Origin of the sequence: Nocardia sp. NPDC047654, from assembly GCF_043205035.1 — a bacterium.
Taxonomy (GTDB): Bacteria; Actinomycetota; Actinomycetes; order Mycobacteriales; family Mycobacteriaceae; genus Nocardia.
The window spans coordinates 278205-303951 of the sequence record NZ_JBIDDF010000001.1 but is presented as its reverse complement, the minus strand read 5'-3'; the positions used below and the strand labels follow the sequence as shown (position 1 = coordinate 303951).

The 25747-nt window shown below is 70.3% G+C and carries 11 protein-coding genes; 9 read left to right on the top strand and 2 right to left on the bottom strand.

The window, feature by feature from the left end:
• Positions 1-132: 132 nt before the first annotated feature.
• Positions 133-1875 carry a cytochrome c oxidase subunit I gene (gene ctaD / locus ACGF7Y_RS01380; protein WP_083863925.1) on the bottom strand — a complete coding sequence of 581 codons (1743 nt, stop codon included), beginning with the start codon at positions 1873-1875 and terminating at the stop codon, positions 133-135.
• Between the two features lie 491 nt (positions 1876-2366).
• On the opposite strand from ctaD, the gene ACGF7Y_RS01375 reads away from it, so the two are divergent.
• From ACGF7Y_RS01375 to nrdF, 9 genes are all read left to right on the top strand, one after another.
• Complete coding sequence (locus ACGF7Y_RS01375; protein WP_393228149.1) at positions 2367-3173, top strand: VOC family protein; 807 nt, start codon at positions 2367-2369, stop codon at positions 3171-3173.
• Between the two features lie 122 nt (positions 3174-3295).
• Entirely contained in the window at positions 3296-4390 is a 1095-nt protein-coding gene (locus ACGF7Y_RS01370) for an ABC transporter substrate-binding protein (RefSeq protein WP_393228147.1), read from the top strand.
• A gap of 140 nt (positions 4391-4530) precedes the next feature.
• Complete coding sequence (locus tag ACGF7Y_RS01365; protein WP_393228146.1) at positions 4531-4992, top strand: AMP-binding protein; 462 nt, start codon at positions 4531-4533, stop codon at positions 4990-4992.
• 198 nt (positions 4993-5190) lie between these two features.
• Positions 5191-18504, top strand: a complete 13314-nt coding sequence (locus ACGF7Y_RS01360) for an amino acid adenylation domain-containing protein (RefSeq protein ID WP_393228144.1) — start codon at positions 5191-5193, stop codon at positions 18502-18504.
• Positions 18501-19487: a daunorubicin/doxorubicin resistance ABC transporter ATP-binding protein DrrA gene (locus ACGF7Y_RS01355; RefSeq protein WP_062969554.1), complete on the top strand. Its 987-nt coding sequence runs from the start codon at positions 18501-18503 to the stop codon at positions 19485-19487. Before ACGF7Y_RS01360 ends, ACGF7Y_RS01355 begins: the two co-directional genes overlap by 4 nt.
• A complete protein-coding gene (locus tag ACGF7Y_RS01350) occupies positions 19484-20302 on the top strand; it encodes an antibiotic transporter (protein WP_062969553.1) in 819 nt (272 codons plus the stop codon). Before ACGF7Y_RS01355 ends, ACGF7Y_RS01350 begins: the two co-directional genes overlap by 4 nt.
• Positions 20302-21120 carry an ABC transporter permease gene (locus tag ACGF7Y_RS01345; RefSeq protein WP_393228141.1) on the top strand — a complete coding sequence of 273 codons (819 nt, stop codon included), beginning with the start codon at positions 20302-20304 and terminating at the stop codon, positions 21118-21120. Before ACGF7Y_RS01350 ends, ACGF7Y_RS01345 begins: the two co-directional genes overlap by 1 nt.
• A gap of 153 nt (positions 21121-21273) precedes the next feature.
• Positions 21274-22146 (top strand): intradiol ring-cleavage dioxygenase, encoded by an 873-nt coding sequence (locus ACGF7Y_RS01340; protein WP_393230849.1) that lies wholly within the window; start codon positions 21274-21276, stop codon positions 22144-22146.
• Between the two features lie 589 nt (positions 22147-22735).
• Positions 22736-23698, top strand: coding sequence for a class 1b ribonucleoside-diphosphate reductase subunit beta (gene nrdF / locus ACGF7Y_RS01335; protein WP_391465907.1), 963 nt, complete (start codon positions 22736-22738; stop codon positions 23696-23698).
• Positions 23699-23765: 67 nt separating this feature from the next.
• Here nrdF and mgtE read toward each other — a convergent pair whose 3' ends face one another.
• Positions 23766-25130, bottom strand: a complete 1365-nt coding sequence (gene mgtE / locus ACGF7Y_RS01330) for a magnesium transporter (RefSeq protein ID WP_393228139.1) — start codon at positions 25128-25130, stop codon at positions 23766-23768.
• Between the last annotated feature and the right edge of the window lie 617 nt (positions 25131-25747).

The window sequence follows — 25747 nt, the reverse complement described above, 5'->3', positions numbered from 1 at the left end:
GCAACGCACGGTGCGTACTGATCTCCACAAACGAGTGTGCACCCGCTGGTGACCAGCGGGTGCACACTCGTCGCGATGAATCCTACGGCGGGGCCGGACGTCGCCCGCCCGTTACCCCGGCGCCGAAACGCCCTACTTCGCCAGGGCGTTCGGCTCGTGCAGCTCGGTCGCGTGCTTGCCCGCGCCCCAGCCCACGTGCGCCTCGGCGCGCATGCGCTCGACCATGTGCGGGTAGTGCAGCTCGAACGCGGGGCGCTCGGAGCGGATGCGCGGCAGCTCGTAGAAGTTGTGCCGCGGCGGCGGGCAGGTGGTGGCCCACTCGAGGGAGTTGCCGTAGCCCCACGGGTCGTCCACGGTGACCACCTCGCCGTAGCGGTAGCTCTTGAAGACGTTCCACAGGAACGGCAGCATCGACGCGCCGAGCACGAAGGCGCCGATCGTGGAGATCGTGTTCAGCGTGGTGAAGCCGTCGCCGGGCAGGTAGTCGGCGTAGCGGCGCGGCATGCCCTCGGCGCCCAGCCAGTGCTGGACCAGGAAGGTGGTGTGGAAGCCGATGAAGGTCGTCCAGAAGTGCCACTTCGCCAGGCGCTCGTCCAGCATCCGGCCGGTCATCTTCGGGAACCAGAAGTAGATGCCCGCGTAGGTGGCGAACACGATGGTGCCGAAGAGCACGTAGTGGAAGTGCGCAACGACGAAGTACGAGTCGGTGACGTGGAAGTCCAGCGGCGGGCTGGCCAGGATGACGCCGGACAGACCACCGAAGAGGAAGGTGACGATGAAGCCGATGGAGAACAGCATCGGCGACTCGAAGGTCAGCTGACCGCGCCACATGGTGCCGATCCAGTTGAAGAACTTCACACCGGTCGGGACCGCGATGAGGAAGGTCATGAACGAGAAGTAGGGCAGCAGCACCGCGCCGGTCGCGTACATGTGGTGCGCCCACACCGCGATGGACAGCGCGGCGATACCCAGCGTGGCGTAGACCAGCGTGGTGTAACCGAAGATCGGCTTACGCGAGAAGACCGGGAAGATCTCCGAGACGATGCCGAAGAACGGCAGCGCGATGATGTACACCTCGGGGTGGCCGAAGAACCAGAACAGGTGCTGGTAGAGCAGGATGCCGCCGGTCGCGGGGTCGTAGATGTGGCCACCCAGGTGGCGGTCGTAGGCGAGGCCGAACAGCGCGGCGGTCAGCAGCGGGAAGGCCAGCAGCACCAGGACGCTGGTGACGGCGATGTTCCAGGTGAAGATCGGCATCCGGAACATGGTCATGCCGGGAGCGCGCAGGCAGACCACGGTGGTCAGCATGTTCACGCCACCGAGGATGGTGCCCAGACCGGACACCGCCAGGCCCAGGATCCACAGGTCGGTGCCGACGCCGGGCGAGTGCAGGATGTCGGTCAGCGGCACGTACGCCGTCCAGCCGAAGTCCGCCGCGCCGCCCGGGGTGATGAAGCCCGCGGTCGCCATGCTGGCGCCGAACGCGTACAGCCAGTAGCTGAAGGCGTTCAGGCGCGGGAAGGCGACGTCGGGGGCGCCGATCTGCAGCGGAAGGATGATGTTGGCGAAGCCGAACACGATCGCGGTCGCGTAGAACAGCAGCATGATCGTGCCGTGCATGGTGAACAGCTGGTTGAACTGCTCGGTGGAGAGGAACTGCAGGCCCGGCCGGGCCAGCTCACCGCGCATCAGCAGGGCCATCAGGCCACCGATGAGGAAGAAGCCCATCGACGTGGTCAGGTACATGACACCCAGGACCTTGGGGTCCGTGGTGGTGACCATCTTGTAGATGAACGAGCCCTTCGGCCCGGTCCGAGCCGGATAAGGCCGAGTCGCTTCCAACTGAGGGACTGGCTGGGGCTCTACGGCAGTCACTGATCCTCCTGAAAGGTGCCTTCAATTCGCTCCGCAGGCTCCGCTGATCGCATCCATCCCTATGTCGGGACAGACGACAGTTCGCTTGCGCTCTTCGAATCGTAAACCCGCGCCTCCCGAGCCGACCGAACGGGTCCTACTCTCTGTCGTATTTGTTTGGCGGCGTTGTTTGGCCGCGAACGGCACATGCTCGGTCTCGCTTCGCTCGAAAGACGTGGCCGGGCTGAGTGGTCGCGTCGGCGACAATCCATGAGCTGGATGCTTGCGGTGCCGGGTGGCCGACATAGACGGCTTCGCGGCCGGTTCGGGCAGCGGGGGTGGATCAGCAGGAAGTCGGCAAGTTCGACTCGGGTGGGTATGCGCGATTCGCGCCCTTGCGCCGGGGGTCGGCCATCCAGGGGTCGCACTCGGCGGGTGGGGACCGATGAGTTCCGTGGGCGACGGGCGTCTGTATCGGTGACACGACTTCTCTCTCGACCAGGAGACCAGCGATGACGACACCGAATGGCCGCAAGCCCGGCGATCCCTGTTGGGTGGATCTGTACAGCTCCGACCTCGATCGCAGTATCGCGTTCTACCGCGACCTGTTCGACTGGACCGCCGAGAGCGCGGGCGAGGAGTTCGGCGGGTACGTCACCTTCCGCAAGGACGGGCGCGCGGTGGCGGGCGCGATGGCCAGGATGCCCGGCGACACCGACAGCCCGGAGCAGTGGACGGTGTATCTGGCCCGTCCCGACGCGCAGGCCACCGCCGATGCGGCGAGCGCGGCGGGGGCGTCGCTGGTGGTGCCGCCGATGGCGGTCGGTGAACTGGGCACGATGGCCGTGCTCGGCGACGTCGGAGGCGCGGGCGTCGGCATCTGGCAGGCCGGGACGTTCCCCGGGTTCGAGACCACGGGTCTGGTGTCGGGCGGCCGGTGGCGCGACCACGCCGGCGCGCCGTCCTGGTTCGAGCTGCATACCCGCGCCTACGACGCCTCGCTGGCGTTCTACCGGGAAGTCTTCGGCTGGTCGGACGTCTTCACGATCTCGGACGCTCCGGAGTTCCGTTACTCCACCATCCACGCCGAGAGCCCGATGCTGGGCGGGGTCATGGAGGCCTCGGCATTCCTGCCCGAGGGCGCCCCCGCGGGGTGGACGGTCTACTTCGGCGCCGACGACGTGGACAAGTCCGTCGAACGCCTCGTCGAACTCGGCGGCTCGGTGCTCTCCCCGCCCGAGGACACCCCCTACGGCCGCATGTCCGCGGTCACCGACGCCACCGGCGCCCGCTTCAGCATCGGCGGCAATCGAGCCTGATTCCATTCGATTTCCGGCCGCGGACGGTCCCACCCCGGCGCACACCGAACCCCGGTGCGCGGACGTTCACGGCTCCGACCTCACCCATGGGACGACCGGCGCCGACATGTACCCTCACTCGCATGCCGGTGAGCGACGTTTTGCATGTACGCGGCCGAATTCGCGCGGTCCGGTCCCGCAGCAGCGCGGGCGGTCACCGGTTCCGGGGGATCCTGGCAGGGTGCGCCGCGCTCCTCGTGGCCGGGTGCGGCGGCACCACCGACGACGCCGCGTCCATCGTGCGCACCACCACGAATATCGCGGGCGCGGGCGTGGTGGGACTGGAGCGCGACACCACCCGGGCATGCGCGCTGCCGAGCGCGCCGGATCCGGGGGGCGAGGCCACCCGCGGCGTCACCCATGCATCGGGCGTCTCCGAGGTGCCCGCCGACCCGCAGCGCGTCGTCGTGCTCAGCACCTCCGCGCTGGACGCGGTCTGCGCACTCGGTCTGTGGGAGCGAGTCGTGGGCACGGTCACGATGGACGGGCCCAGTCCGCAGCCGGCCTACCTCGGCACCGGCGTGCTGACGATCCCCGCCGTGGGCACCGCCGCGCAGCCCGACCCGGCGCGGATCGCAAGCCTGCACCCCGACCTGATTCTGGGCGAGATCCCCACGCAGTCGGCGAGTTTCGCGGCGCTACAGGCCATCGCCCCGACGGTGCTGGTCGGCTCGAACGACAGCTGGCAGGCCGAATTCGCGGCGTTCGCGGCCGGTTTGGGACGTCGCGGCGCGGCGGAGACCGCGTTGCAGAACTACCGCACCGAGGCGCGCGACACCGGTGTGGCGCTGGCGGCGGGCCAGACCCAGGCGTCGGTCGTCAGGTTCACCGCCGACGCCGAGCGGGTGCAGGGCGGCGACAGCTTCTCCGGCCAAGTGCTCGCCGACGCGGGCGTGCAGCGTCCCGCGGCTCAGCGCGGCGCTTCGTTCGATGTGCGCGAGGACGCGTTCGCCACGAAGGTGGAGGGCGACCTGATCTACGTGATCCTCGCCGGCCCGGAGGGCAAGAAGCACGCCGAAGCGGTGCTGCGCACCGACGAGTGGAAGGAACTCGGCGCCGCCACCGATCGCCGGGTGTTCGCCGTGGAGGACAGCGTCTGGCACGGCGATGGACTCACCGCCGCACGCGCCCTGCTCACCGATCTGCGCAATACGCTGAACGGCTACGTGACCGACTGACCGCCACCACCCCCTTGGGTGCGGTTTCCCCCACCCTGGGAGTGCGCGGACCAGCGCTGGGGTTGCTGTCGGAGAGCCCCTTCGAGGACGAGATTAAGAGGTACGCCAAGAACCTCTCAATCGACTCTCGAGGACACGACATGCACACGCTGACCGATTCGCTCGCCGACAACCTGTACGCCCTGCCGATCGCACAGCCCGTCGCCGAGGTCGACCCGCAGGCGGTCGTGGTGTCCACCGCGGATTGCGACCTCACCTACGCCGAGCTCGATCGCTGGTCCAACCGCCTGGCCCGGCTGCTGCTGCGCATCGGCGCGGGGCCGGGCACCCGTATCGCGGTGGCGATCGACCAGCCCATCGAGTCCGTGGTGGCCGAGCGGGCCGCCATGAAGATCGGCGCCATCACCGTCCCGGTCACCGATGACGGCTCCTACGCGCTCGGCACCACGGTGGGCGTCACCACCAAGGATCAGCAGCCCGAGCACGCGGATCGGATCACCTGGCTGGTGCTGGATGAGCGCTCCACCCTGCAGCGCTACCTGACCAGTTCCGCCGCGCCGCTGCGCGCGTCCGACCTGGATCTTCTGCCGGCCGCCGCCTGAGCGGGCATACCCCTCCCAACGCGACCCGAACAGCGATGTTCGGGTCGCGCAGTGTGCGCAATACCCCCGCAGCGCCGACCACGCCGGTTCAGAATTGAGGTGCCGCGTGCTGTGCGGCGGCAGGTACTACCGCTACCGCGGTGGCTGCGGGCGGTCCTCGCCGGGTAGCCCGACCACGGTCAGAACGTAGGACACGTCATGCAACAGCCTTCCCTTTCGGTGAAAGATTCGGACACAGCGCTCCCCGACGGGGCCTTCGCCCTGTCGGCGGCCCAGCGCGGCATCTGGTTCGCCCAGCATGTCGCCGGTGACACTCCGATCTCCATCGCCCAGTACGTCGAACTGAACGGACCGATCGATCTCGACCTGCTGGCGCGCTCGGCGCGGCAGGCCGGGCGCGAGTTCGGCACCGGCTACCTCCGCCTGATCGAAGTGGAGGGGCATCCGTTCCAGTTCGTCGACACCACCCTCGACGACAGCCTGGAAACGCTCGACTTCCGCTCCGAGCCCGATCCGGAGGCGGCCGCGCGCGCGTGGATGCGCGCGGAGTACGAGGCCCCGCTGGAGTTGACCCGCGACCGGCTGGTGCGGATCGCGATGTTGCGCGTCGGCGCGCAGCGCTGGTTCTGGTATTCGCGCATCCACCACATCGTGCTCGACGGCATGGGCGCGCTGACCATGGTGCAGCGCACCGGCGAGCTGTACAACGCCGCCGTAGAGGGCCGCGAAGCGCCACCGGCGAAGGCCGAGGACCTGCGCAAGATCGTCGAGGCCGAGCTGGCCTACCGCAGCTCGGAGCGGTTCGGCACGGACCGGGAGCACTGGCTCGCGCATCTGGACGGGATGGCCGATCCGGTGAGCCTGGCCGGCCGCACCGCGGGCGTGAACGGGCATCCGAGCCGGGTCGCGGGCGCGCTGCCCGCCGATACCGCGCGACTGCTGGACGCCGTCGCCGAGCAGCTCTCCTCCGGTGTCGCGCCGACCGTGGTCGCCGCGTTCGGCGCGTACCTGTCCGCGATGACCGGCTCGCCGGAGGTCGTGCTGAGCCTGCCGGTCTCCGCGCGCACCACCGCGACGCTGCGGCGTTCCGGCGGCATGATCGCCAATGTCGTCCCTCTGCGGCTGCGGCTGACGCCGGCCACCACGGTCGGCGACGTGATCCGTGCGGCCCAGGGTGAGCTGACCGGGGCGCTGCGACGCCAGCGCTACCGGCAGGAGGACATCTTCCGGGATCTGGGCTGGCCGATGGACGAGGCCGGGTCGTTCGGCCCCACGGTGAACCTGATGATGGTCGACACCAGGATCCAGCTCGGCCCGGTCACCGGACGGCTGCACGTGCTGACCTCCGGGTTGATCGACGACCTGTTCGTCAACCTGTATCCGGGCGTCGGCGGCGAGAGCACGCACATCGACTTCCAGGCCAACGGCAACCTCTACTCCGACGCCGAGCTGACCGGGCAGCATCACCGTTTCCTGTCGTTCCTGCACCGCTTCCTGGCCGCGGGGCCGGACGCGCCGCTGGCCGGGGTGTCGGTGCTGTCGGACGACGAGCGCGCCGACTTCGCTCCCGCTCGCGGGCCGCTCGGCGAGACGGCACGGACGCTGCCGAGCATCCTCGCCGAGGGCGCGGCCCGTGACCCGCTGGCGACCGCGCTCGTGGAAGACGACACCGCGCTGACCTACCGGCAGGTGGACGACTACACCAACCGGCTGGCTCGGGTACTGATCGCCGCGGGCGCCGGCCCCGAGCGCACGGTGGCGATCTCGATCCCGCGGTCCCTCCGGTCGGTCCTGGCGACGATCGCGGTGGTCAAAACCGGCGCGGCGTTCGTGCCGATCGATCCGACCTACCCGGCCGACCGGATCGAGCACATGATCGGCGACAGCGGAGTCGTCGCGGGCATCACGATCACGTCCGCCCGAAAGGCGTTGCCGGGCAGGGTGTCCTGGCTGGTCCTCGATGACGAGAACACCGAGCGGAAAGTGGCCGAGCGGGACGCGGCGCCGTTGACCGACGCCGAGCGGCTCACCGCGGTGCGCCCGGACCACGTCGCCTACATCATCTACACCTCCGGCTCCACGGGGCTCCCCAAAGGCGTGGCCGTACCGCACCGAGGGCTGGCCGACCTGGTGGCGAGTTCCGGCGCCGGATTCGGCGTCGACGCGAGTTCCGTTGTGGCCCATGCCGTATCGCCGAGTTTCGACATCTCGGTCGAGGAAATCCTGGTCACGCTCGCCGCGGGCGCGACGCTGGCCGTTGTGCCGCCCGCGGCGTACGCGGGCGAGGATCTGGCCCGGGTGCTGCGCGCCCATCGCGTCACCCACCTCAACGTGACCCCGGCCGTCGTGGGATCGCTCGATCCGGCGACCCTGCCCGATCTGCGCACCGTGATCGTCGGCGGTGACGCCTGCCCGCCCGAACTCGTCACGAAGTGGTCGGGCCGGACCCTGCTGAACGGCTACGGCCCCACCGAGACCACCATCACCGTGACGCTCAGCGCCCCGCTGACGCCGGACGGCCCGGTCACCATCGGCGGTCTGGCCCGCGGCGTAGCGGCCGTGGTCCTCGACCCGTGGCTGCGTCCACTGCCGCCGGGCACCACCGGTGAGCTCTACCTCGCCGGACCCCGGGTGGCCCGCGGCTACCACCGGCGCAACGGGCTGACCGCCGATCGTTTCGTCGCGAATCCGTACGCGAACGGCGAGCGCATGTACCGCACCGGCGACCTCGTGCGCTGGGTGTACAACGACGGGCGCGTCGAACTGGAATACCAGGGACGCAGCGACTTCCAAGTGAAGGTGCGCGGGTTCCGCATCGAACTCGGCGAGATCGACGCCGCCCTGCAACGGCATCCCGACGTCGACTTCGCGCTCACCCTGGGCGTCGAAACCGGTTCGGGCGCCACCGCGCTGGTGTCGTATGTGCTGCCGAAGCCGGGAGCGCAGCTGCATCCCGAGGCGTTGAAGGCCGCCGCCGGGGAATCGCTTCCGGCCTACATGGTTCCCGCCGTGGTCATGGTGCTCGACGAACTGCCGCTCACGCCGCTGGGCAAGGTGGACCGCAAGGCGCTGCCCGCACCGGAATTCGGCGCGCGCACGGCGACGAGCAGGCCGCCGTCCACGCCGAGGGAGGAGACGCTCGCCGCGCTGTTCGCGGAGGTGCTCGGCCTGGAATCGGTGGGTGTCGACGAGAGCTTCTTCGCGCTGGGCGGCGACAGCATCGTCTCGATCCAGCTGGTGTCGCGGGCGAAGGCGGCCGGACTCGGATTCGGCGCGCGGGATGTCTTCGAACGCAAGACCGTCGCGGCGCTGGCCGCGGTGGCCACCGAAGTCCCGAGCGCGGTGGTGCACGAACTGCCCGGCGGCGCGGTGGGCGAGGTGGAGCTCACGCCGATCGTGCACGCGATGCTCGAGGCCGGCGACACCTGGCGGCGCTTCGCCCAGGCGGTGCTGATCGAGCTGCCCCCCGGCACCGAGCACGCCGGTCTCGTCTCGGCGCTGCAAGCACTGCTCGATCGGCACGACCTGTTGCGTTCTACGCTGCGCCGCACCGGTGACGGATGGAGCTGGGTGGTCGCCGAAGCCGGTGCGGTGAACGCGGGCGCCCTGCTGGAGGTCGTGACCGCGGGCGCGGATGCCGAGGCAACCTGCGAGCATGCGTTGCAGCGCGCCGCCGACCACCTCGACCCGGAGGCGGGCGTGGTCGCGCGTTTCGTGTGGATCGACCGCGCGGGCGCGGCGCCGCTGCTGTGGCTGGTGCTGCATCATCTGGTCACCGACGGCGTCTCCTGGCGCATCCTGCTGCCGGATCTGGCCACCGCCGCGCTGGGCGGCGAGCTCGCGCCGGTCGGCACCTCCTTCCGGCGCTGGGCGCACGGGCAGCGCGAGCACGCGGTTACCCGCGCGGGCGAGTTGCCGCTGTGGCAGCGCGTTCTGGCCACGCCCGACCCCGCCCTCGGGTCGGCGCCGATGGACCCGGCACTCGATGTGGTGGGCACCATGGCGCATCTGTCCACCGTCGTGCCGCCGGATGTCGCGCACACGGTGCTCAGCACCGCGCCGGACCGGTTCCACTGCGGCGCCGACGACGTGCTGCTGGCCGGACTCGCGCTGGCGCTCGCGCGGTGGCGCGGACGTACCTCCACGCTGTTCACGCTGGAGGGTCACGGCCGCTCGGAGAGCGTTGTGCCGGGCGCCGACGTCGCACGCACGGTGGGCTGGTTCACCAGCGTCTACCCCGCCGCGGTCGACCTGACCGGCATCGATGTGGCGGATGCGTTCGCGGGCGGGGCCGCGGCGGGCGCCGCGATCAAGGCGACCAAGGAACAGCTGCGCACCCTGCCGGACAAGGGCATCGGGTACGGCATGTTGCGTTACCTGGTCCCGGAGACCGCGGCGGCGCTCGCGGACGCGCCCACCCCGCAGATCAGCTTCAACTACCTGGGCCGCGCGTCCACCGGCGGGGAGGCCCAGGCGTGGCTGCCGCGCCGGTTCGCCGCCACCCAGGACGACCGCGCGCCGCTGGCCGCCGCGGTGGACATCAACGCCGTGCTCACCGACGCGGGCCTCGAGGTGACCTGGGCCTACGCCGGACGACTTTTCGACCCGGCGGATCTCGGCGAACTCGCCGCGCTGTGGGGGCAGGCGCTCGGCGCGCTGGCCGCGCACGCCGGATCCGCGAACGCGGGCGGACGCACGCCGTCGGACTTCGACCTGGTCGCCGTCACCCAGGCGCAGATCGACGCCTGGGAGCGCGACTACCCCGACCTCGCCGACGTGTGGCCGCTCTCGCCGCTGCAGTACGGGCTGCTGTTCCACGCGTTGTACGACTCCGACACCGCCGACGGCTACACGGTGCAGTCGCTGCTCACCCTGGCGGGCACCGTCGACGCGGCCCGGTTGCACCGCGCCGCACAGGCTTTGGTGACCCGACACGAGAACCTGCGCGTCGCCTTCGCCGAGACCGAGGACGGCCCCCGTCAGCTCGTCCTGGCCGACGCCGAGATCGACTGGCGGGAAGCGGATCTCACCGGCATCACCGACGCGGAGGAACGCGCCGGGGAACTCGACCGTTTGGTCGCACTGGATGCCCGCACCCGGTTCGAACTCACCCGTCCCCCGCTGTTGCGCTGCACGCTCATCCGGATCGCACCCGACACCTACCGTTTCGTGCTCACCAACCACCACTTGGTGCTGGACGGGTGGTCGACGCCGCTGCTCGTGCGCGAACTGCTCACCCTCTACGTCACCGACGGTGACACCGCGGCATTGCCGCCCGCGCACTCCTACCGGGAGTTCCTGACCTGGCTGTCGACCAGGGACGACGCCGAATCCCTCGCGGCGTGGACCGATTCGCTGGCCGGTATCGACACGCCGACCCGCGCGGTGCCCACCCTCGCCGGGATCGAATCGACCGAAACCGGGATGCTCTCCGTCGACCTGTCCCGCGACACCGTGGCCCGGCTGGAGGCCGCGGGACGGGAGGCGGGCGCGACGGTGAACACCCTGGTGCAGGCCGCGTGGGCGATGCTGCTGGCCATGCTCACCGGCCGCACCGACGTGGTGTTCGGCGGCACGGTCTCGGGGCGTCCGCCGGAACTGGGCGGGGTCGAGGAGATGGTCGGCCTGTTCATCAACACGCTGCCGGTGCGGGTGCGGCTCGATCCGGCCGAGAAGGTGGCCGACCTGCTCGCCCGCGTGCAGTCCGAGCAGGCGCGCCTGATGGACCATCAGCACGTCGGGCTGGCCGCCATCCATCAGGCGGTGGGCTTGGCCGAATTGTTCGACACACTCACGGTGTTCGAGTCCTACCCCATCGATCGCGAAGCGCTGTCCCAGGCGCTGGACATCGCGGGCATGCGGGTGCTCGACGTGGAAGGCACCGACGCGACGCCGTATCCGCTGAATCTGATGGTGATCCCGCTGCGCGGCGACGACGGCCGCGACACGCTGCGGATCACGCTGAAGTACATGGCCGGCCAGCTTCCGGAGCAGGAGGCGCGTCCGCTGCTGGATCGCTTCGTCCGGCTGCTGACCCAGCTCGGGGACAACCCGCGCGCGCTGGTCTCCCAGCTGCAGTACTGCGACGACGCCGAGCGCACCGCGCTGGTACCGGTGCGCGGCCCGGAGTCGGTGCCGCAGGCCACCCTGCCCGAACTGCTCAGCGCGGGCGCGAGGATCGCTCCGGACGCGATCGCGATCACCGCCGGTGAGCTCACCATGTCCTACGGCGAGCTCGACGCGTGGTCCAACCGCTACGCCCGGGTGCTGCTGCGCCGCGGGGTCGGGCGCGAGGTGTTCGTCGTGCTGGCGCTGACCCGCTCGCTGGAATCGGTGATCGCCGTGTGGGCGCTGGCCAAGACCGGCGCGGCCTTCGCGCCGCTGGACCCGAACTACCCGGTGGAACGCATCGAGCACATGCTCAGCGACTCCAAGGCTCCGATCGGCGTGACGGTCACCGCCACCGGCGAAACGCTGCCCGGCACGATCGACTGGCTGCTGCTCGACGACCTCAACACCATCCGCCGGGTGATGACGGTCTCCGAAGCGCCGATCACCGACGAGGAGCGCGGCGGGCCGATCGATCTGGACCAGACGGCGTACCTGATCTACACCTCCGGCTCCACCGGCAAGCCGAAAGCCGTGCTGCTCAGCCACCGTGGCATCGCGAATCTCGTTGCCGCGCAAAGGGAGACGCTCGGTCTGGAGCCCACCGCCAGCGTGCTCCAGGTGGCCTCACCCAGCTTCGACGCCTCGGTGTTCGAGCTGCTCATCGCCCACGGCGCGGGCGGCAGGCTGGTGGTGTCGCCGCCGGACGTCTACGGCGGGACGGAACTGGAAACCCTGCTGCGCGCCCAGCGCGTCACCCACGCGGTGATCACGCCCTCGGCGCTGGCCACCATGGATCCCACCGGCCTGGAACACCTGCGCGTACTCGCGGTCGCGGGCGAGGCCGCGACGCCGGAGCTGATCGAGCGGTGGTCACCGGGCAGGCGCATGGTGAACCTGTACGGCCCCACCGAATTCAGCATCTGGGCCACCGGGCCCGGCGAACTCCGCACCGGCGAGCCGATCACGATCGGCGGACCCATCCGCGGCGCCGCCACCGTGGTGCTGGACGCCTGGCTGCGTCCGGTGCCGGTGGGGGTGCCCGGTGAGCTGTACCTGGCGGGCCCGGCGCTGGCGCGTGGCTACTTCAACCGGTTCGAGATGACCGCGAGCAGGTTCGTCGCCGACCCCTTCGGCGAACCCGGCGAGCGGATGTACCGCACCGGTGACATGGTGCGCTGGGTCGAGGACGACGGCGGTTACGAGCTGGAATATCTGGGCCGCAGCGACTTCCAGGTCAAGATCCGTGGCCTGCGCATCGAGCTGGGCGAGATCGACGCGGTGCTCTCCCGCGACGAGGAGGTCGAGTACGCGGTGACCATCGGGCGCCCCGGCCCGGCCGGGGCCACCGTGCTGGTCTCCTACGTACTGCCCGCCGAGGGCGTGCGACTGGACGTCGAGCGGCTGCGCGCGCGGGTGGCCGCCGAGCTGCCCGGGTACATGGTGCCGGGCTACCTCGTCGTGCTGGACTCGATTCCGCTCACCCCGGTCGGCAAACTCGATCGCAAAGCCCTTCCGGTGCCGGACTTCGCGGAGAGCCACCGGCCCTACCTCGCGCCAAGCACGCCGGTCGAGGAGGCGGTGGCCGCGGTGTTCGGCGAGGTGCTCGACCGCGAGCGCGTCGGCGTCGACCAGTCGTTCTTCGAGCTCGGCGGCAACTCGCTGAGCGCGACGAAGGTCGTGGCGCGGGTGAACGCGGCGCTCGGGTCGCGGATCGCGCTGCGCGATCTGTTCGACGCGCCGACCGTGGCCCAGCTGTCCGCCCGGGTGGTACCCGCCACCGGCGGGACGCACGGCCGGTTCGCCCTCGCGCCACGCATCCGGCCGGATCGGGTTCCGCTGTCCCCCGCGCAGCAGCGCATGTGGGTGCTCAACCGGATGGATCCGGCCTCACCCGCCTACAACATCGCGGTGGCGCTGCGGCTCACCGGCGATCTGGACGTCGAGGCGCTGCGCGCCGCGCTCGTCGACGTGGTCGACCGGCACGAGAGCCTGCGCACGCTGTACCCGGCGGATGCGGAGGGGCCGCGTCAGGTGGTGGTGGGTGCGGACGTGGCCGTGCCCGCCATGCCGGTGGTCGACACCGAGGACGGCGACGCGCTGCGCGGGCGGATCACCGAGCTGGCGGGAACCGGTTTCGATCTCGCCGCCCAGCCGCCGCTGCGGGTGGGCCTGTTCCGCATCCACGGGGGCGCCGAGCCCGCCGCGAGTGCGGCACCGGTGTCGTCGGCTCCTGCCATGGGTGAAGCGCCGGTCTCGTCCGGGCCCGTAGCCGGGACCGCGCCGGTGACGTCGAGCTATACCGCGGGCCCCGAGGAGATCTCGGCCGCCACTGCGCCGGTGCACGTCGTCGTGCTGGTGGTGCACCACATCAGCGCGGACGGCGCGTCGATGGCGCCGCTGGCCGCCGACCTGGTCGCCGCCTACTCCGAGCGGGCCTGCGGCGGGCACGCCATCCGCGTTCCGCTGCCGGTGCAATACGCCGATTTCGCGCTCTGGCATCGCGAGGTGCTCGGCGACGAGACCGACCCGGAGTCGCTGGCGTCCCACCAGATCGGCTTCTGGCGTGAGACCTTGGCGGGCGCGCCCGATGTGCTGGAACTGCCCGCCGACCGGCCGCGCCCGGCGGTACAGACCATGCACAGCGCCGACTTCGGCTTCACCGTCGACGGCGAGACGCACCGGGCGCTGGTGGATTTCGCCGCCGCGCACGGCGTCAGCCCGTTCATGGTCGTGCACGCCGCGCTCGCGGTCCTGCTCGCGCGCCTCAGCGGCACCGACGACGTGCTGATCGGCACCCCGGTCGCCGGGCGCGGCGAGGAGGCGCTCGACCAGCTCGTCGGCATGTTCGTCAACACTCTCGCGCTGCGCACCCCGGTCGATTCGGCAGCGGGCTTCGCGACGTTCCTGGACACGGTGCGGTCCGCGGACCTCGACGCCTTCGCCAACGCGGATGTGCCGTTCGAGCGGCTGGTCCAGGTGCTGGATCCGGCGCGATCGACCGCGCACCACCCGCTGTTCCAGGTCTCGCTGTCGCTGCAGAACTTCGTCGAACCGGTGCTGGAACTGCCCGGCCTGCGGTTCGAGGTGGAGGACTTCGAGCGCGACGCCTCCCAGTTCGACCTGACCCTGGATCTGCGCGAGCGCTTCGCCGACAACGGTCCGGCGGGCATCGACGCCGTGCTGACCTACGCCACCGATCTGTTCGACGAGGCGACGACGGCCTCCTTCGCCGCCCGGTGGTGGCGCGTGCTCACGACGGTGCTTTCCCGGCCCGACGTTCGCATCGCCGATATCGACATCCTCGACGAGGCCGAACTCGCCACGCTGGTGCCCGTGCGCGGGCCTGCGTCCGTCGCGGCCGTGACCCTGCCGGACCTGCTGAGCGAGACGGCGCGGCGGTACCCGGATCGCGTCGCCCTCGTGGTCGGCGGGCACATCACCACCTACGCCGAGATCGATGCGCACGCCAACCGCCTGGCGCGAGTCCTGCTCGAGTCGGGCGCCGGGCCGGAAACCGTTGTCGCGCTGGGTCTGCCGCGCTCCACGGAACTGCTCACCGGGATGTGGGCCGCGGCGAAGGCGGGCGCGGCGTTCCTTCCGGTCGATCCGAAGCACCCGGTCGAGCGCATCGACCACATGCTCACAGACTCCGGCGCGGCACTGGGCCTGACCCTGGCCGCGTTCCGGCCGATGCTGCCCGACAGCACGGATTGGCTGGTGCTCGACGACCTCGCCGTCGTCGAACGCTGGAGCGCCGCGAGCAGCCGTCCGCCGCGCGAGCGCGATCTGCCCGCGCCGGTCCGGCCGGACAACGCGGCATGGATGATCTACACCTCCGGCTCCACCGGCACGCCGAAAGGCGTCTCGGTCTCCCATCGCGGTATCGCCGATCTCGTCGCGGCGCAACAGGCTTCGCTCGGTGTGGACCAACACTCCCGGGTGTTGCAGGTGGCGTCGCCGAGTTTCGACGCGTCGGTGTTCGAGGCGCTCATGGCGTTCGGCGCGGGCGGCGCGTCGGTGGTCGCACCGCCGGAGGTGTTCGGCGGCAGCGCGCTGGCCGAGCTGATCGACACCGAGCAGGTCACCCACCTGGTGATCACCCCGTCCGCGCTGGCCACCCTTGATCCCGATGAGGTGACCAGCGTCCGGGTGCTCGCGGTGGCAGGCGAGGCGGTCGGCGCCGAACTGGTCGAACGCTGGGCGACCGGGCGCGACATGGTCAACCTGTACGGTCCCACCGAGTCGACCATCTGGGCGACGGGTTCGGCGCCACTGGAGGTGGGCGCCCCGGTGTCCATCGGCACGCCGGTGCAAGGCGGGGAGGTGCTGGTTCTCGACGATCGGCTGCGCCCGGTCCCCTTCGGCGTGGCGGGCGAGCTGTATCTCGCCGGACCGGCGCTGGCACGCGGCTACCACGCGCGGGCGGGCCTGACCGCCGCCCGCTTCGTGGCCGACCCGTTCGGCGCGCCGGGTGAACGGATGTACCGCACCGGCGACCTGGTGCGCTGGATTCGCGGCGACGCGGGCCCGGAACTGGAGTACCTGGGCCGCACCGACTTCCAGGTCAAGGTGCGCGGACAGCGCATCGAGCTCGGTGAGATCGACGCGGTGCTCGGCCGGGCCGAGGGCGTGGACTTCGCGGTGACGCTCGGCGTGCCCGGCCCCACCGGCGCGACCGCGCTGGCCGCCTACTTGGTCCGCGCACCCGGATACGAGCTCGACGTGGCGAAGGTGCGCGCCTTCGCCGCCGATATCCTGCCCGGCTACATGGTGCCCCCGGCATTCGTCGTGCTGGACGAGATCCCGCTCAACGCGGTCGGCAAGCTGGACCGCAAGGCGCTGCCGGAACCGGAGTTCCTCGCCGACCGCACCGCGTACCGCGCGCCGGAAACGCCGACCGAACAGCAGCTGGCCGCGATCTTCGGCGAACTGCTCGGGGAGGCGCGAGTCGGCGCCGACGATTCGTTCTTCGCGCTCGGCGGTGACAGCATCCTGGCGATCCAGCTGGTGTCGCGCGCCAAGCAGCAGGGCATCACCTGCACCCCGCTGCAGGTGTTCGAGCACCGCACGGTGGCGGCATTGGCCGCGGCCGCCGACGCGGCGGGCACCGCGGTGACCCTGGACGAACTGCCCGGCGGCGGTGTCGGCGAGCTGCCGCTCCCGCCGATCACGCACTACATGCTGGAGCGCGGCGGGAACTACGATCGCTTCGCCCAGACCGCGGTCCTGGAACTGCCGGTGGGTATCGAGCGCGCGCAGATCATCGCGGTGCTCACCGCAGCGGTGGACCGGCACGACATGCTGCGCGTCCGGCTGGTGACCGACGGCGAGGACGGGCCGCGCCTACTGGTCGGCCCGCCCGGATCGGTCGACGTGGACGCGCTGCTGCACCGCATCGAGTTCACCGCCCTCGACCCGATCGAACTGCACGAGTTCGCCATGACCGAGCTGGACGCCGCCGCCGACCGGCTCGATCCCGCCGAGGGCACGGTGCTGCAATTCATCTGGCTGGACCCGGTGGGCGACGCGGGCGCGCGCACCGGATCGGGCCGGCTGATCGTGCTGGCGCACCACTTGGCGATCGACGGCGTGTCCTGGCGCATCCTGGTGCCGGACCTGGTGGCCGCGTGGGCCCAGGTGTCGGCCGGGAACACCCCCGTGCTCGCGGAGACCGGTACCTCGATGCGCCGGTGGGCCCACGCGCTGGCCGACGAGGCGCGCTCACCGCAGCGGATCGCCGAACTGGCCTACTGGCGCGACGTGCTCGCCGCACCCGACCCGGTGATCGGCGGCCGGGAACTCGATCCCGCCGTGGACCGGACCGCCGCACTGCGCATGGTCGAGCGAGAGGTGTCCGCGGAAGTCACCAACGCGCTGCTCACCACCCTGCCCGGCTTGTTCCAGGGCAGCGTCAACGACGCGCTGCTGACCACCTTGGCGCTGGCGCTGGTGCGGTGGCGGGCCTGCGACCCCTCGGCGCTGGTGCGCCTGGAAGGCCACGGCCGCCAGGAGGAAGTGGTGCCCGGCGCCGACCTCTCCCGCACCATCGGCTGGTTCACCAGCATCTACCCGGTGCGCTTGGACCTGGCCGGAATCGACATCGATGACGCGCTGGCCGGCGGCCCCGCGCTGGGCGCGGCGATCCGCGCCGTCAAGCACCAACTGCTGGCGGTGCCGGACAAAGGCATCGGTTTCGGCTTGCTGCGCTATCTCAACGCCGAGACCGCGCGGCAGCTCCCGGAACGCCTGCCGGGGCGGGTCGGCTTCAACTACCTCGGCCGATACTCCACCGGCGATATCCCGGCCGGGCTCGAGGGGCTGGGCTGGCTGCCGACCGACGAACTCGGCGACGTGCACGTGGCCGAAGATCCCGGCGTGCCCCTGCAATCGGCGATCGACGTCAATGCCGTCGTCATCGGAGACCGGCTGCGGGCGAGCTTCGGCTTCCCGTCCACCCTGCTCGACCGAGACGACGTCGCCGAGCTGGCCGATCTGTGGATCGGCGCATTGCGCGCGGCGGCTCGATTCGCCCAGACCCCGGCGGCACGGACCGCCGCCGAGGAGGAAGCGGAGGCCACGGCGGCGCCGGCCGTTCCGGCCGTCCCGGCGGCGGGCGGGCTCGGTCTGGACGTGGTGCTGCCGATCCGGCTCGGCGGGGAGCAACCCGCGCTGTTCTGCATCCACCCCTCGTCCGGAATGTCGTGGACCTACCTGGGATTCGCCGACGCTCTCGCGCCCGGCCGCCCGATCTACGGCCTGCAAGCGCCCGACCTCGGCGGCCAGGAACCGCCCGCGCGCTCGATCGAGGACTTCGCCGATCGCTACGTGCGGGAGATCCGGGCCCTGCAACCCGAAGGGCCATACCACCTGCTCGGCTGGTCGTTCGGCGGCCTGATCGCCCACGCGGCGGCCGTGCGGCTGAAGGCCGCGGGAGCCGAGGTCGGCGTGGTCGCGCTGCTGGACGCCGACACCGCAGACATCGACGGCGACAGCATCGAGCGCCTCACCGCGGGCTCGTTCGTGAACAGCTTCGGCGCGGTGTTCGGCATCCACGACGTGCCGGCGGACGCGACCGCGCAGCAGGCGGCGGAGCTGATCCGCGAACAACTCGGCGGGGTCTCGCTGATCGACGCCGCCACGCTGGAGCGGATGGCCGGGTCCTACAACGCCGCCGCCCAGACCAGAACCGGATACCGCCGACCCGTGTACGACGGCGACATCGTGTACTTCAGCGCGACCGTCGACACCTCCGACATCTTCGGTCCCGACGGCTGGCGGCCGTACGTGACCGGCGACATCATCAATCACGACATCGAGGTCACCCACGACGAACTGACGGCGCCGCAGGTGCTGCCGGTCATCGCGCGCGTGCTCGATGCACATCTGGGAGGCCGAGGATGAATTCCGATCAAGGCGTCGTCGTCGAGGGGATCGAGAAATCCTTCGGCGCGGTCAAGGCATTGCGGGGAGTCGATTTCGCGGCCGAGCCGGGCGAGGTGCTCGGCATCCTCGGACCGAACGGCGCGGGCAAGACCACCACGGTGAACATCCTCTCGACACTGATCCGGCCGGACCGCGGCCGGGCCACGGTCGCCGGGTACGACGTGGTGGACGATCCCGCGGCGGTGCGCCGCAGCATCATGCTGACCGGGCAGTACGCCGCGCTGGACGACATGCTCAGCGGCTACGAGAACCTGGTGATGTTCGGCAGGCTGATGGGCTTGCGCAAGCGGGCCGCCCGCGCCCGTGCGGACGAACTGCTGGCCGAGTTCGATCTCGAACGCGCGGCGGGCCGCCGGGTGGGCACCTACTCCGGCGGTATGCGCAGGCGCATCGACATCGCCTGCGGTCTGGTCGTCCGGCCCGATGTGGTGTTCCTGGACGAGCCGACCACCGGGCTGGATCCGCGCAGCAGGCAAGGCGTGTGGGATCTGGTCTCCGGCTTCAAGAAGGCGGGCATCACCACCCTGCTCACCACCCAGTACCTGGAAGAAGCCGACGCGCTCAGCGACCGGATCATCGTCATCGATCACGGCGTGGTGATCGCCCAGGGCACCGCCGACGAGCTGAAGTCGCGCACCGGCGGCAGCTACTGCGAGGTCGTGCCGCTGAACCTGCGCGACCTGCCCGCTATCGCCGCGGCCCTGGGTCCGCTGCTGCCGCAAGAGAATCGGGACGCGCTGGGTCCGGATTCCGATCGGATCGCCATACCCGCGCCCGACGGCGCGAAGACACTGCTGGAGGCGCTGCGCCGACTGGACAGCGCCGGGGTCGACCTCGTGGACGTCGCACTGCGCCGCCCCTCGCTCGACGACGTCTTCCTCCAGCTGACCGGGCATCTGGCGACGACGGCGGAGATCGCGCAACGGGAGGTCGTGTCGTGACGGCGGCGACCTGGCTCAGCCAGACCCGCGCCGCGCCGCTGCGGCCGCAGCAGTGGTGGGTGCTGACCAGCCGGCTGGTCGTGCCCTCGGTACGCAGCGGCGAGGTGCTCACCTCGGTGCTGGCGCCCGCGACGTTCACCGCCAGCTTCTACATTCCGCTGAAGATCATCATGACCGTGATCGGGACCGGCTTCAGCAGTTACGCGCAGTACATGATGCCGCTGGTGATCCTGCAAGCCGCCGCGTTCACCGCCGTCTCGGCGGCCTTCCGCGCCGCCACCGATTCGGTCGCCGGGCTCAACCGGCGTTTCGGCGCGATGCCGATCGGCCCGCTGGTGCCGGTCGCGGCGCGCCTGTCCGGCAATATCTTCCGCTTGGTCATCGCGTTGATCACCGCGTTGATCTGCGGCCACGTCATCGGCTTCCGCTTCTACCTCGGCGCCGCGCACACGATCGGGTTCGTGCTGTTCTCGTTGCTCATCGGGCTCGCGCTGATCTGGGCCGGAGACGTGATCGGCACCGTGTCGCGCAACCCGGAGGCGACCGCGCAGGCACTGGTGTTGCCGCCGTTGATCTTCGGCATGCTGTCCACCGGCATCGCGCCCGCCGACCAGTTCCCGGCATGGGTGCAGCCGTTCGTGCGCAACCAGCCGGTGTCGCAGTGGGCCATCGGCCTGCGGGCGTTCGCCGGCGACAGCGGACCGAACGCGGGCCAGGTGAGCTTGTCGCTGCTGGGACCGCCGGTGGCGTGGGCGCTCGCCATCCTGATCATCTGCGTCCCGCTGTCGCTGCGGCTGAGCTCGAGGAGGGCGTGATGGCGCTGCTGGCGGATCACAGGCACGAGTCGTGGACCGGCTCGGAAGTGTCGGTGTCTGCGCTGATAGCGCATACGCTGATCCAGACCCAGCGCCTGCTGCTGCGCTGGGCACGCAATCCGGTCACCCTGCTGGAGACGCTGATCATCCCGTGCCTGCTGCTGATCATGCTCAACACCGTGATCGGCGGGCAGATCCGGAAGTTCACCGGCGAGAGCGCGCTGTACGGCTCGGTGCCCATGGTCGCCCTGGTGGGCGCGCTGTCCGGCGCGGTGGCCGGGGGCGTGCTGCTCGGCCGCGAACGCGACGCGGGCCTACTCGCGCGCTTCTGGGTACTGCCCGTGCACCGCGCCTCCGGCCTGGCCTCGCGGGTGCTCGCCGAGGGCTGCCGCATCTTCGTCTGCACTCTCGCCGTCGTGCTGGTGGGCTCGGTGCTCGGGTTCCGCTTCCACCAGGGCGTCGCGGCGGCGATCGTCTTCCTGTTCGTCCCGGTGCTCTTCGGCCTTGCCTTCGCCACCGTCGTCACCTCGGTCGCCGTGTTCACCGCGAAATCGACGCTGGTGGAGGGCATCACGATCCTCACATCCCTGATGATGTTCTTCAGCACCGGCTTCGTTCCGCTGGCCGCCTTCCCCAAGTGGGTGCAGCCGGTGGTGCGCAACCAACCCCTGTCGGTGGGGGTCGACGCCATGCGCGCGCTCGCCTTCGGCGGACCGCTCGCACGCCCGCTCACCCTCACCGTCGTGTGGTCGCTCGGCGCGATCGTCCTGTTCGCGGTGCCCGCGACCATCGGCTACCGCCGGGCGAGCAGACGCTGATCCCCGGCTCACAGCGAACTCCCAGCACGAACACAGCCGGACACGAGCGCCCGTTCCTAACGTCGTGCGGAACGATGTCGGCGATCGAAAGGACAGACGGTGGGCGCACGGCGCGATGAGGTGCACGAACACGATCTCGGCCTCACACACGATATGAAGGTGATGGTGTCCCGGCGCCGCGCCCTGCTCTTCTTCGGGGCGACCGCGGGCGCGGCGGCGGTCGCGGCAGGCTGCGCGTCGGGATCGAACGACACGACGGCCGGCACGACCGGGACCACGTCGGCGACCACCGCGCAATCCGGCGGCGTCACCGCCGCTCCGCAGGAAACCGAGGGACCGTATCCGGGCGACGGGTCGAACGGACCCAACGTCCTCATCGAGTCCGGCGTGGTGCGCAGCGACATCACCGGCTCGTTCGGCTCGTACTCCGGCGTCGCGCAGGGCGTTCCGATGACGCTCGAACTCACGCTGCGCGATCTGGCGAACAGCGGCGCGGCGGGGGCGGGCATGGCGGTGTACGTGTGGCACTGCGACCGCGACGGCAATTACTCGCTCTACAGCAGTGGTGTCACCGAGCAGAACTACCTGCGCGGCGTGCAGGTGGCCGGCGCCGACGGCAAGGTGAGCTTCACCTCGATCTTCCCGGCCTGCTACTCGGGCCGGTGGCCGCACATCCATTTCGAGGTCTACGACTCGCTGGAGACCGCGGTCGCGGGCCAGAACGCGCGACTGACCTCGCAGATCGCGCTGCCCCAGGACACCTGCGAGGCGGTGTTCGCCTACGACTCCGGTTACGCGCGCAGCATCACCAATCTGGCAAAGGTCTCGCTCGCCTCGGACGGTGTCTTCGGCGACGGCTGGGACGCCGAACTGGCGACCGTGACGGGCGCGCCGTCCTCCGGGCTGCGCGTCTCGCTCACCGTGGGCGTCGCCGAGAAATCGCAGAACACGCAGTCGGGCAATGGTTCCGCGCAGCCCGGTGGGCGGCCGCCCGGCGGCGTACCCGGCGGCCGACCTCCGCGGTAGCGATCGGTCCTGCGCCCGTCCGCCACGGGTCTCCGGCCGGGCGTTGGCCGGCCCCGGATACCACGACGTCCACGGCGATCACCAACGCCCGGAACCGGTGGTGACACGACCAGGAATCTCCATGCCGGGCCGGGTGGAGCCGCTCGGATGATCGATTCGGGGCAGGTAGACCACCGCGCGTCGAAGCGGCTCGGTCCCCGGGCGGCGGTGACTTGCGGCACTGCCGCCGTCCCGGCGCACCGGGGAAATGAAGGATCAGCGAGCCCGGCAACGCTTTCGCGGCCGAGCGGAGGCAGGCATCCACACCTGGTGTGCCGCGTCGTCAGCCCGCCGCCCCCGTCTGATGTGACACCTATTGGCAAACTTTCAGCGAGCAATCGGACCCACCGATGCCGATGTAGTCGCCAGAAGGCGCGTACCGCACAATAGGGGGCCGCGCGCGGCGCGCCCTGGCGTTCTTCCGCACATAGGACGCGCGTCGCGGCGACACAAGGTGTTGTGCTACGCGGACATGTCAGCCACTAGGAGTAGTGTTCCGAGGGTAGACATTCCGTGACGGCAGCGTGCTCGGGAAAGGCGTGGAGGCAGGATGAAACTGATCGATCGGGTGTCGGCCATCAACTGGAATCGGGTGCCCGACGAAAAGGACGCCGAGGTCTGGGACCGGCTGACCGGCAACTTCTGGCTGCCGGAGAAGGTGCCGGTCTCCAACGACATCCCGTCGTGGAACACCCTGACCGCCGACGAGAAGCAGCTGACCATGCGGGTCTTCACCGGCCTGACCCTGCTGGACACCATCCAGGGCACCGTCGGCGCGGTGAGCCTCATCCCGGACGCGCTGACCCCGCATGAAGAGGCGGTGCTGACCAACATCGCGTTCATGGAATCGGTGCACGCCAAGAGCTACAGCTCGATCTTCTCCACGCTGTGCTCCACCCGCGAGATCGATGAGGCGTTCCGCTGGTCGGAGGAGAACCGCAACCTCCAGCGCAAGGCCGAGATCGTGCTGTCGTACTACAACGGCGACGATCCGCTCAAGCGCAAGGTCGCCTCCACACTGTTGGAGAGCTTCCTGTTCTATTCCGGTTTCTACCTGCCGATGCACTGGTCGTCGCGGGCCAAGCTCACCAACACCGCCGACATGATCCGCCTCATCATCCGGGACGAAGCGGTCCACGGCTACTACATCGGCTACAAGTACCAGAAGGGCTTGGAGCTGGTCACCCAGGCCGAGCGGGACGAACTCAAGAACTACACCTTCGAGCTGCTGTTCGAGCTCTACGACAACGAGGTCGACTACACCCAGGACCTCTACGACGAGGTCGGCCTCACCGAGGACGTCAAGAAGTTCCTGCGCTACAACGCCAACAAGGCGCTGATGAACCTCGGCTACGAGGGCCTGTTCCCCAAGGACGAAACCGACGTGAACCCCGCCATCCTCTCGGCCCTGTCCCCCAACGCGGACGAGAACCACGACTTCTTCTCCGGCTCGGGCTCGAGCTACGTCATCGGCAAGGCGGTCAACACCGAGGACGAGGACTGGGAGTTCTGAGCCGACCGAGCCCGGCGCCGCGACCGCGGAGCCGGGCTCGGGGTGGTCGATCCCTCGTTCGCCGACCTCAGATTCCCAGGACCAGCTTGGCCGTCGTGAAGTAGATGATCAGGCCGGTGGCGTCGACCAGGGTGGTGACCATCGGGGCGGAGACGACCGCGGGGTCGATGCGCAGTTTCTTGGCCAGCAGCGGCATGGTGCCGCCGATGGTGGCGGCCCAGCCGCAGATCAGGACCAGGGTGATGCCGACGACCAGGGCGATGCGCGGACCGACGAACAGGGCGCCGATCGCCAAGCCCACCGAGGCCAGCAGCGAGCCGAGCACCAGGCCGACCCGGCATTCCCGCCAGATCACCTTCAACAGGTCCGACGCCTTGACCTCGCCGACCGCGACCGCGCGCACGCAGGCGGTGGCGGCCTGCGCGCCCGCGTTCCCGCCCGCGCCGATCAGCAGCGGGATGAACAGCGCCAGGTGCGCCGCCTGCTGCAAGGTGCCCTCGAAGAAGTCGGTCACGCTCACCGTCAGTGTCGCGGCGAAGAGCAACAGCAGCAGCCACAGCGCGCGATAGCGGGCCAGCTGGAACACCCCGGCGGCCATGTAGTGGCCCTCCCACGGCGCCGATCCCGCCTGTAACGCCACGTCCTCGCTGTCGGCGGCCTCGATCACCTCGACCGCGTCGTCGATGGTGAGCAGCCCGACCAGCCGGTCCTCGCTGTCCACCACCGGCAGGTTGATGTCGTTGGTCTCGCGCATCAGGCGGGCGGCCTTCTCCGCGGAATCGGTGGCGCGCGCGAAGGCCGGTTCGGTGACGACCAGCTCCGACACCATGGTCTCGGGCTTGCTGAGCACCAGTTCGCGCAGTTCGACGATGCCGGTCAGCCGCCTGCCCGAATCGACCACCGGCAGCGTGTACACCGTCTCGGCGTTGCCGCCCTTGGCGCGCACCATGCCGAGCGCTTCGGCCACGGTGAGGTCACGCGGCAGCGCCACCACCTCCGGCGTCATGAACTGACCGGCGGAGCCCTCCGGGTAGCCGAGCAGGCTCGCGGTCATCCGCCGCTCCCGCGGGCTCAGGCCGGCCAGCGCCTTCTTGGCCACCTTGGCGGGCGCCTCGCGCAGCATGCGGGCGCGGTCGTCGGGCGCCATGCCCTCGACCAGGTCGCGGAAGCTCTGATCGCGCAGTCCTTGCAGGATCTGCTGCTGGTCCACCGGCTCGAGTTCCTCGAAAACGGCCAGCGCCAGGTCTTTGTCGAGCAGGCGGAACGCCATCCCGGCCCGCACCGCGTCCATGCGGGCGAGCTGATCGGCGATGACGTGCGGCGGATGGTTGCCGAGCCAGTCCAGCGCGGCGTCCACGCGACGGGTATCGACGATGTCCTGGAGGGATTCGGACAGCGTCGGACGTACTTCGATGATGTCGGTCTGCGACATGAGAGGACCTCAGCACATGCGTGAGTGAACGGAGAGCGCGAAATTCACACCGCGGGCGCCGGCCCCTGCCGTCGCGACCTGATCAGGAATGCGAAGGGGCGGCGCCGCGCGGCCTTCGACTGGGAGGTTCGCTGCGCATCGCTACCCCACCTCCCTCTCGTCGTCGCCGCGGATCTCGGATATCCGCACCATTCGGATCAACATCTCGCGGACAGGAAACGTCCTCGTGCAGCTTACATGGCTTCGGGGACGATGATCACCTTACGACGGCGCGCTGTGACGGAAGCCGCTCCACGCCGGTCGGAATCGGGCGTCGTTCGCCCGCGGATGTCGGCGTGGGTATCGGCGCGCCGACCGCGATGGCGGTCGACCGCCCGCGGTCGGGCTCCGGCAGCCGCAGGAACGACCGGATCCGAGCGTGCGGCACCGCACGGGTCGTCATCGCTCCGGGTTGCGCGACCGCGCGGTTCATCGTGCGGCGCACGCCGCTACCGGCCGGCGACCGTGTCACCCGGTCTCCGGAACGCTCGTCCGCTGGCCGACAGGGTTATACGCAGGGGGCGTCGAACTGTTGCTCCCATGCTTGGGAACCGGGACAGTGTTTCCCAAGCGGGTGT

What these genes read in the sequence shown, in the direction of transcription:
- ACGF7Y_RS01370 (WP_393228147.1), top strand. Translation starts at nt 3,296, where the DNA reads ATGCCGGTGAGCGACGTTTTGCATGTACGCGGCCGAATTCGCGCGGTC.
- ACGF7Y_RS01360 (WP_393228144.1), top strand. Translation starts at nt 5,191, where the DNA reads ATGCAACAGCCTTCCCTTTCGGTGAAAGATTCGGACACAGCGCTCCCC.
- mgtE (WP_393228139.1), bottom strand. Translation starts at nt 25,130, where the DNA reads ATGTCGCAGACCGACATCATCGAAGTACGTCCGACGCTGTCCGAATCC.
- ACGF7Y_RS01345 (WP_393228141.1), top strand. Translation starts at nt 20,302, where the DNA reads ATGGCGCTGCTGGCGGATCACAGGCACGAGTCGTGGACCGGCTCGGAA.
- ACGF7Y_RS01355 (WP_062969554.1), top strand. Translation starts at nt 18,501, where the DNA reads ATGAATTCCGATCAAGGCGTCGTCGTCGAGGGGATCGAGAAATCCTTC.
- ACGF7Y_RS01340 (WP_393230849.1), top strand. Translation starts at nt 21,274, where the DNA reads ATGAAGGTGATGGTGTCCCGGCGCCGCGCCCTGCTCTTCTTCGGGGCG.
- nrdF (WP_391465907.1), top strand. Translation starts at nt 22,736, where the DNA reads ATGAAACTGATCGATCGGGTGTCGGCCATCAACTGGAATCGGGTGCCC.
- ACGF7Y_RS01365 (WP_393228146.1), top strand. Translation starts at nt 4,531, where the DNA reads ATGCACACGCTGACCGATTCGCTCGCCGACAACCTGTACGCCCTGCCG.
- ACGF7Y_RS01375 (WP_393228149.1), top strand. Translation starts at nt 2,367, where the DNA reads ATGACGACACCGAATGGCCGCAAGCCCGGCGATCCCTGTTGGGTGGAT.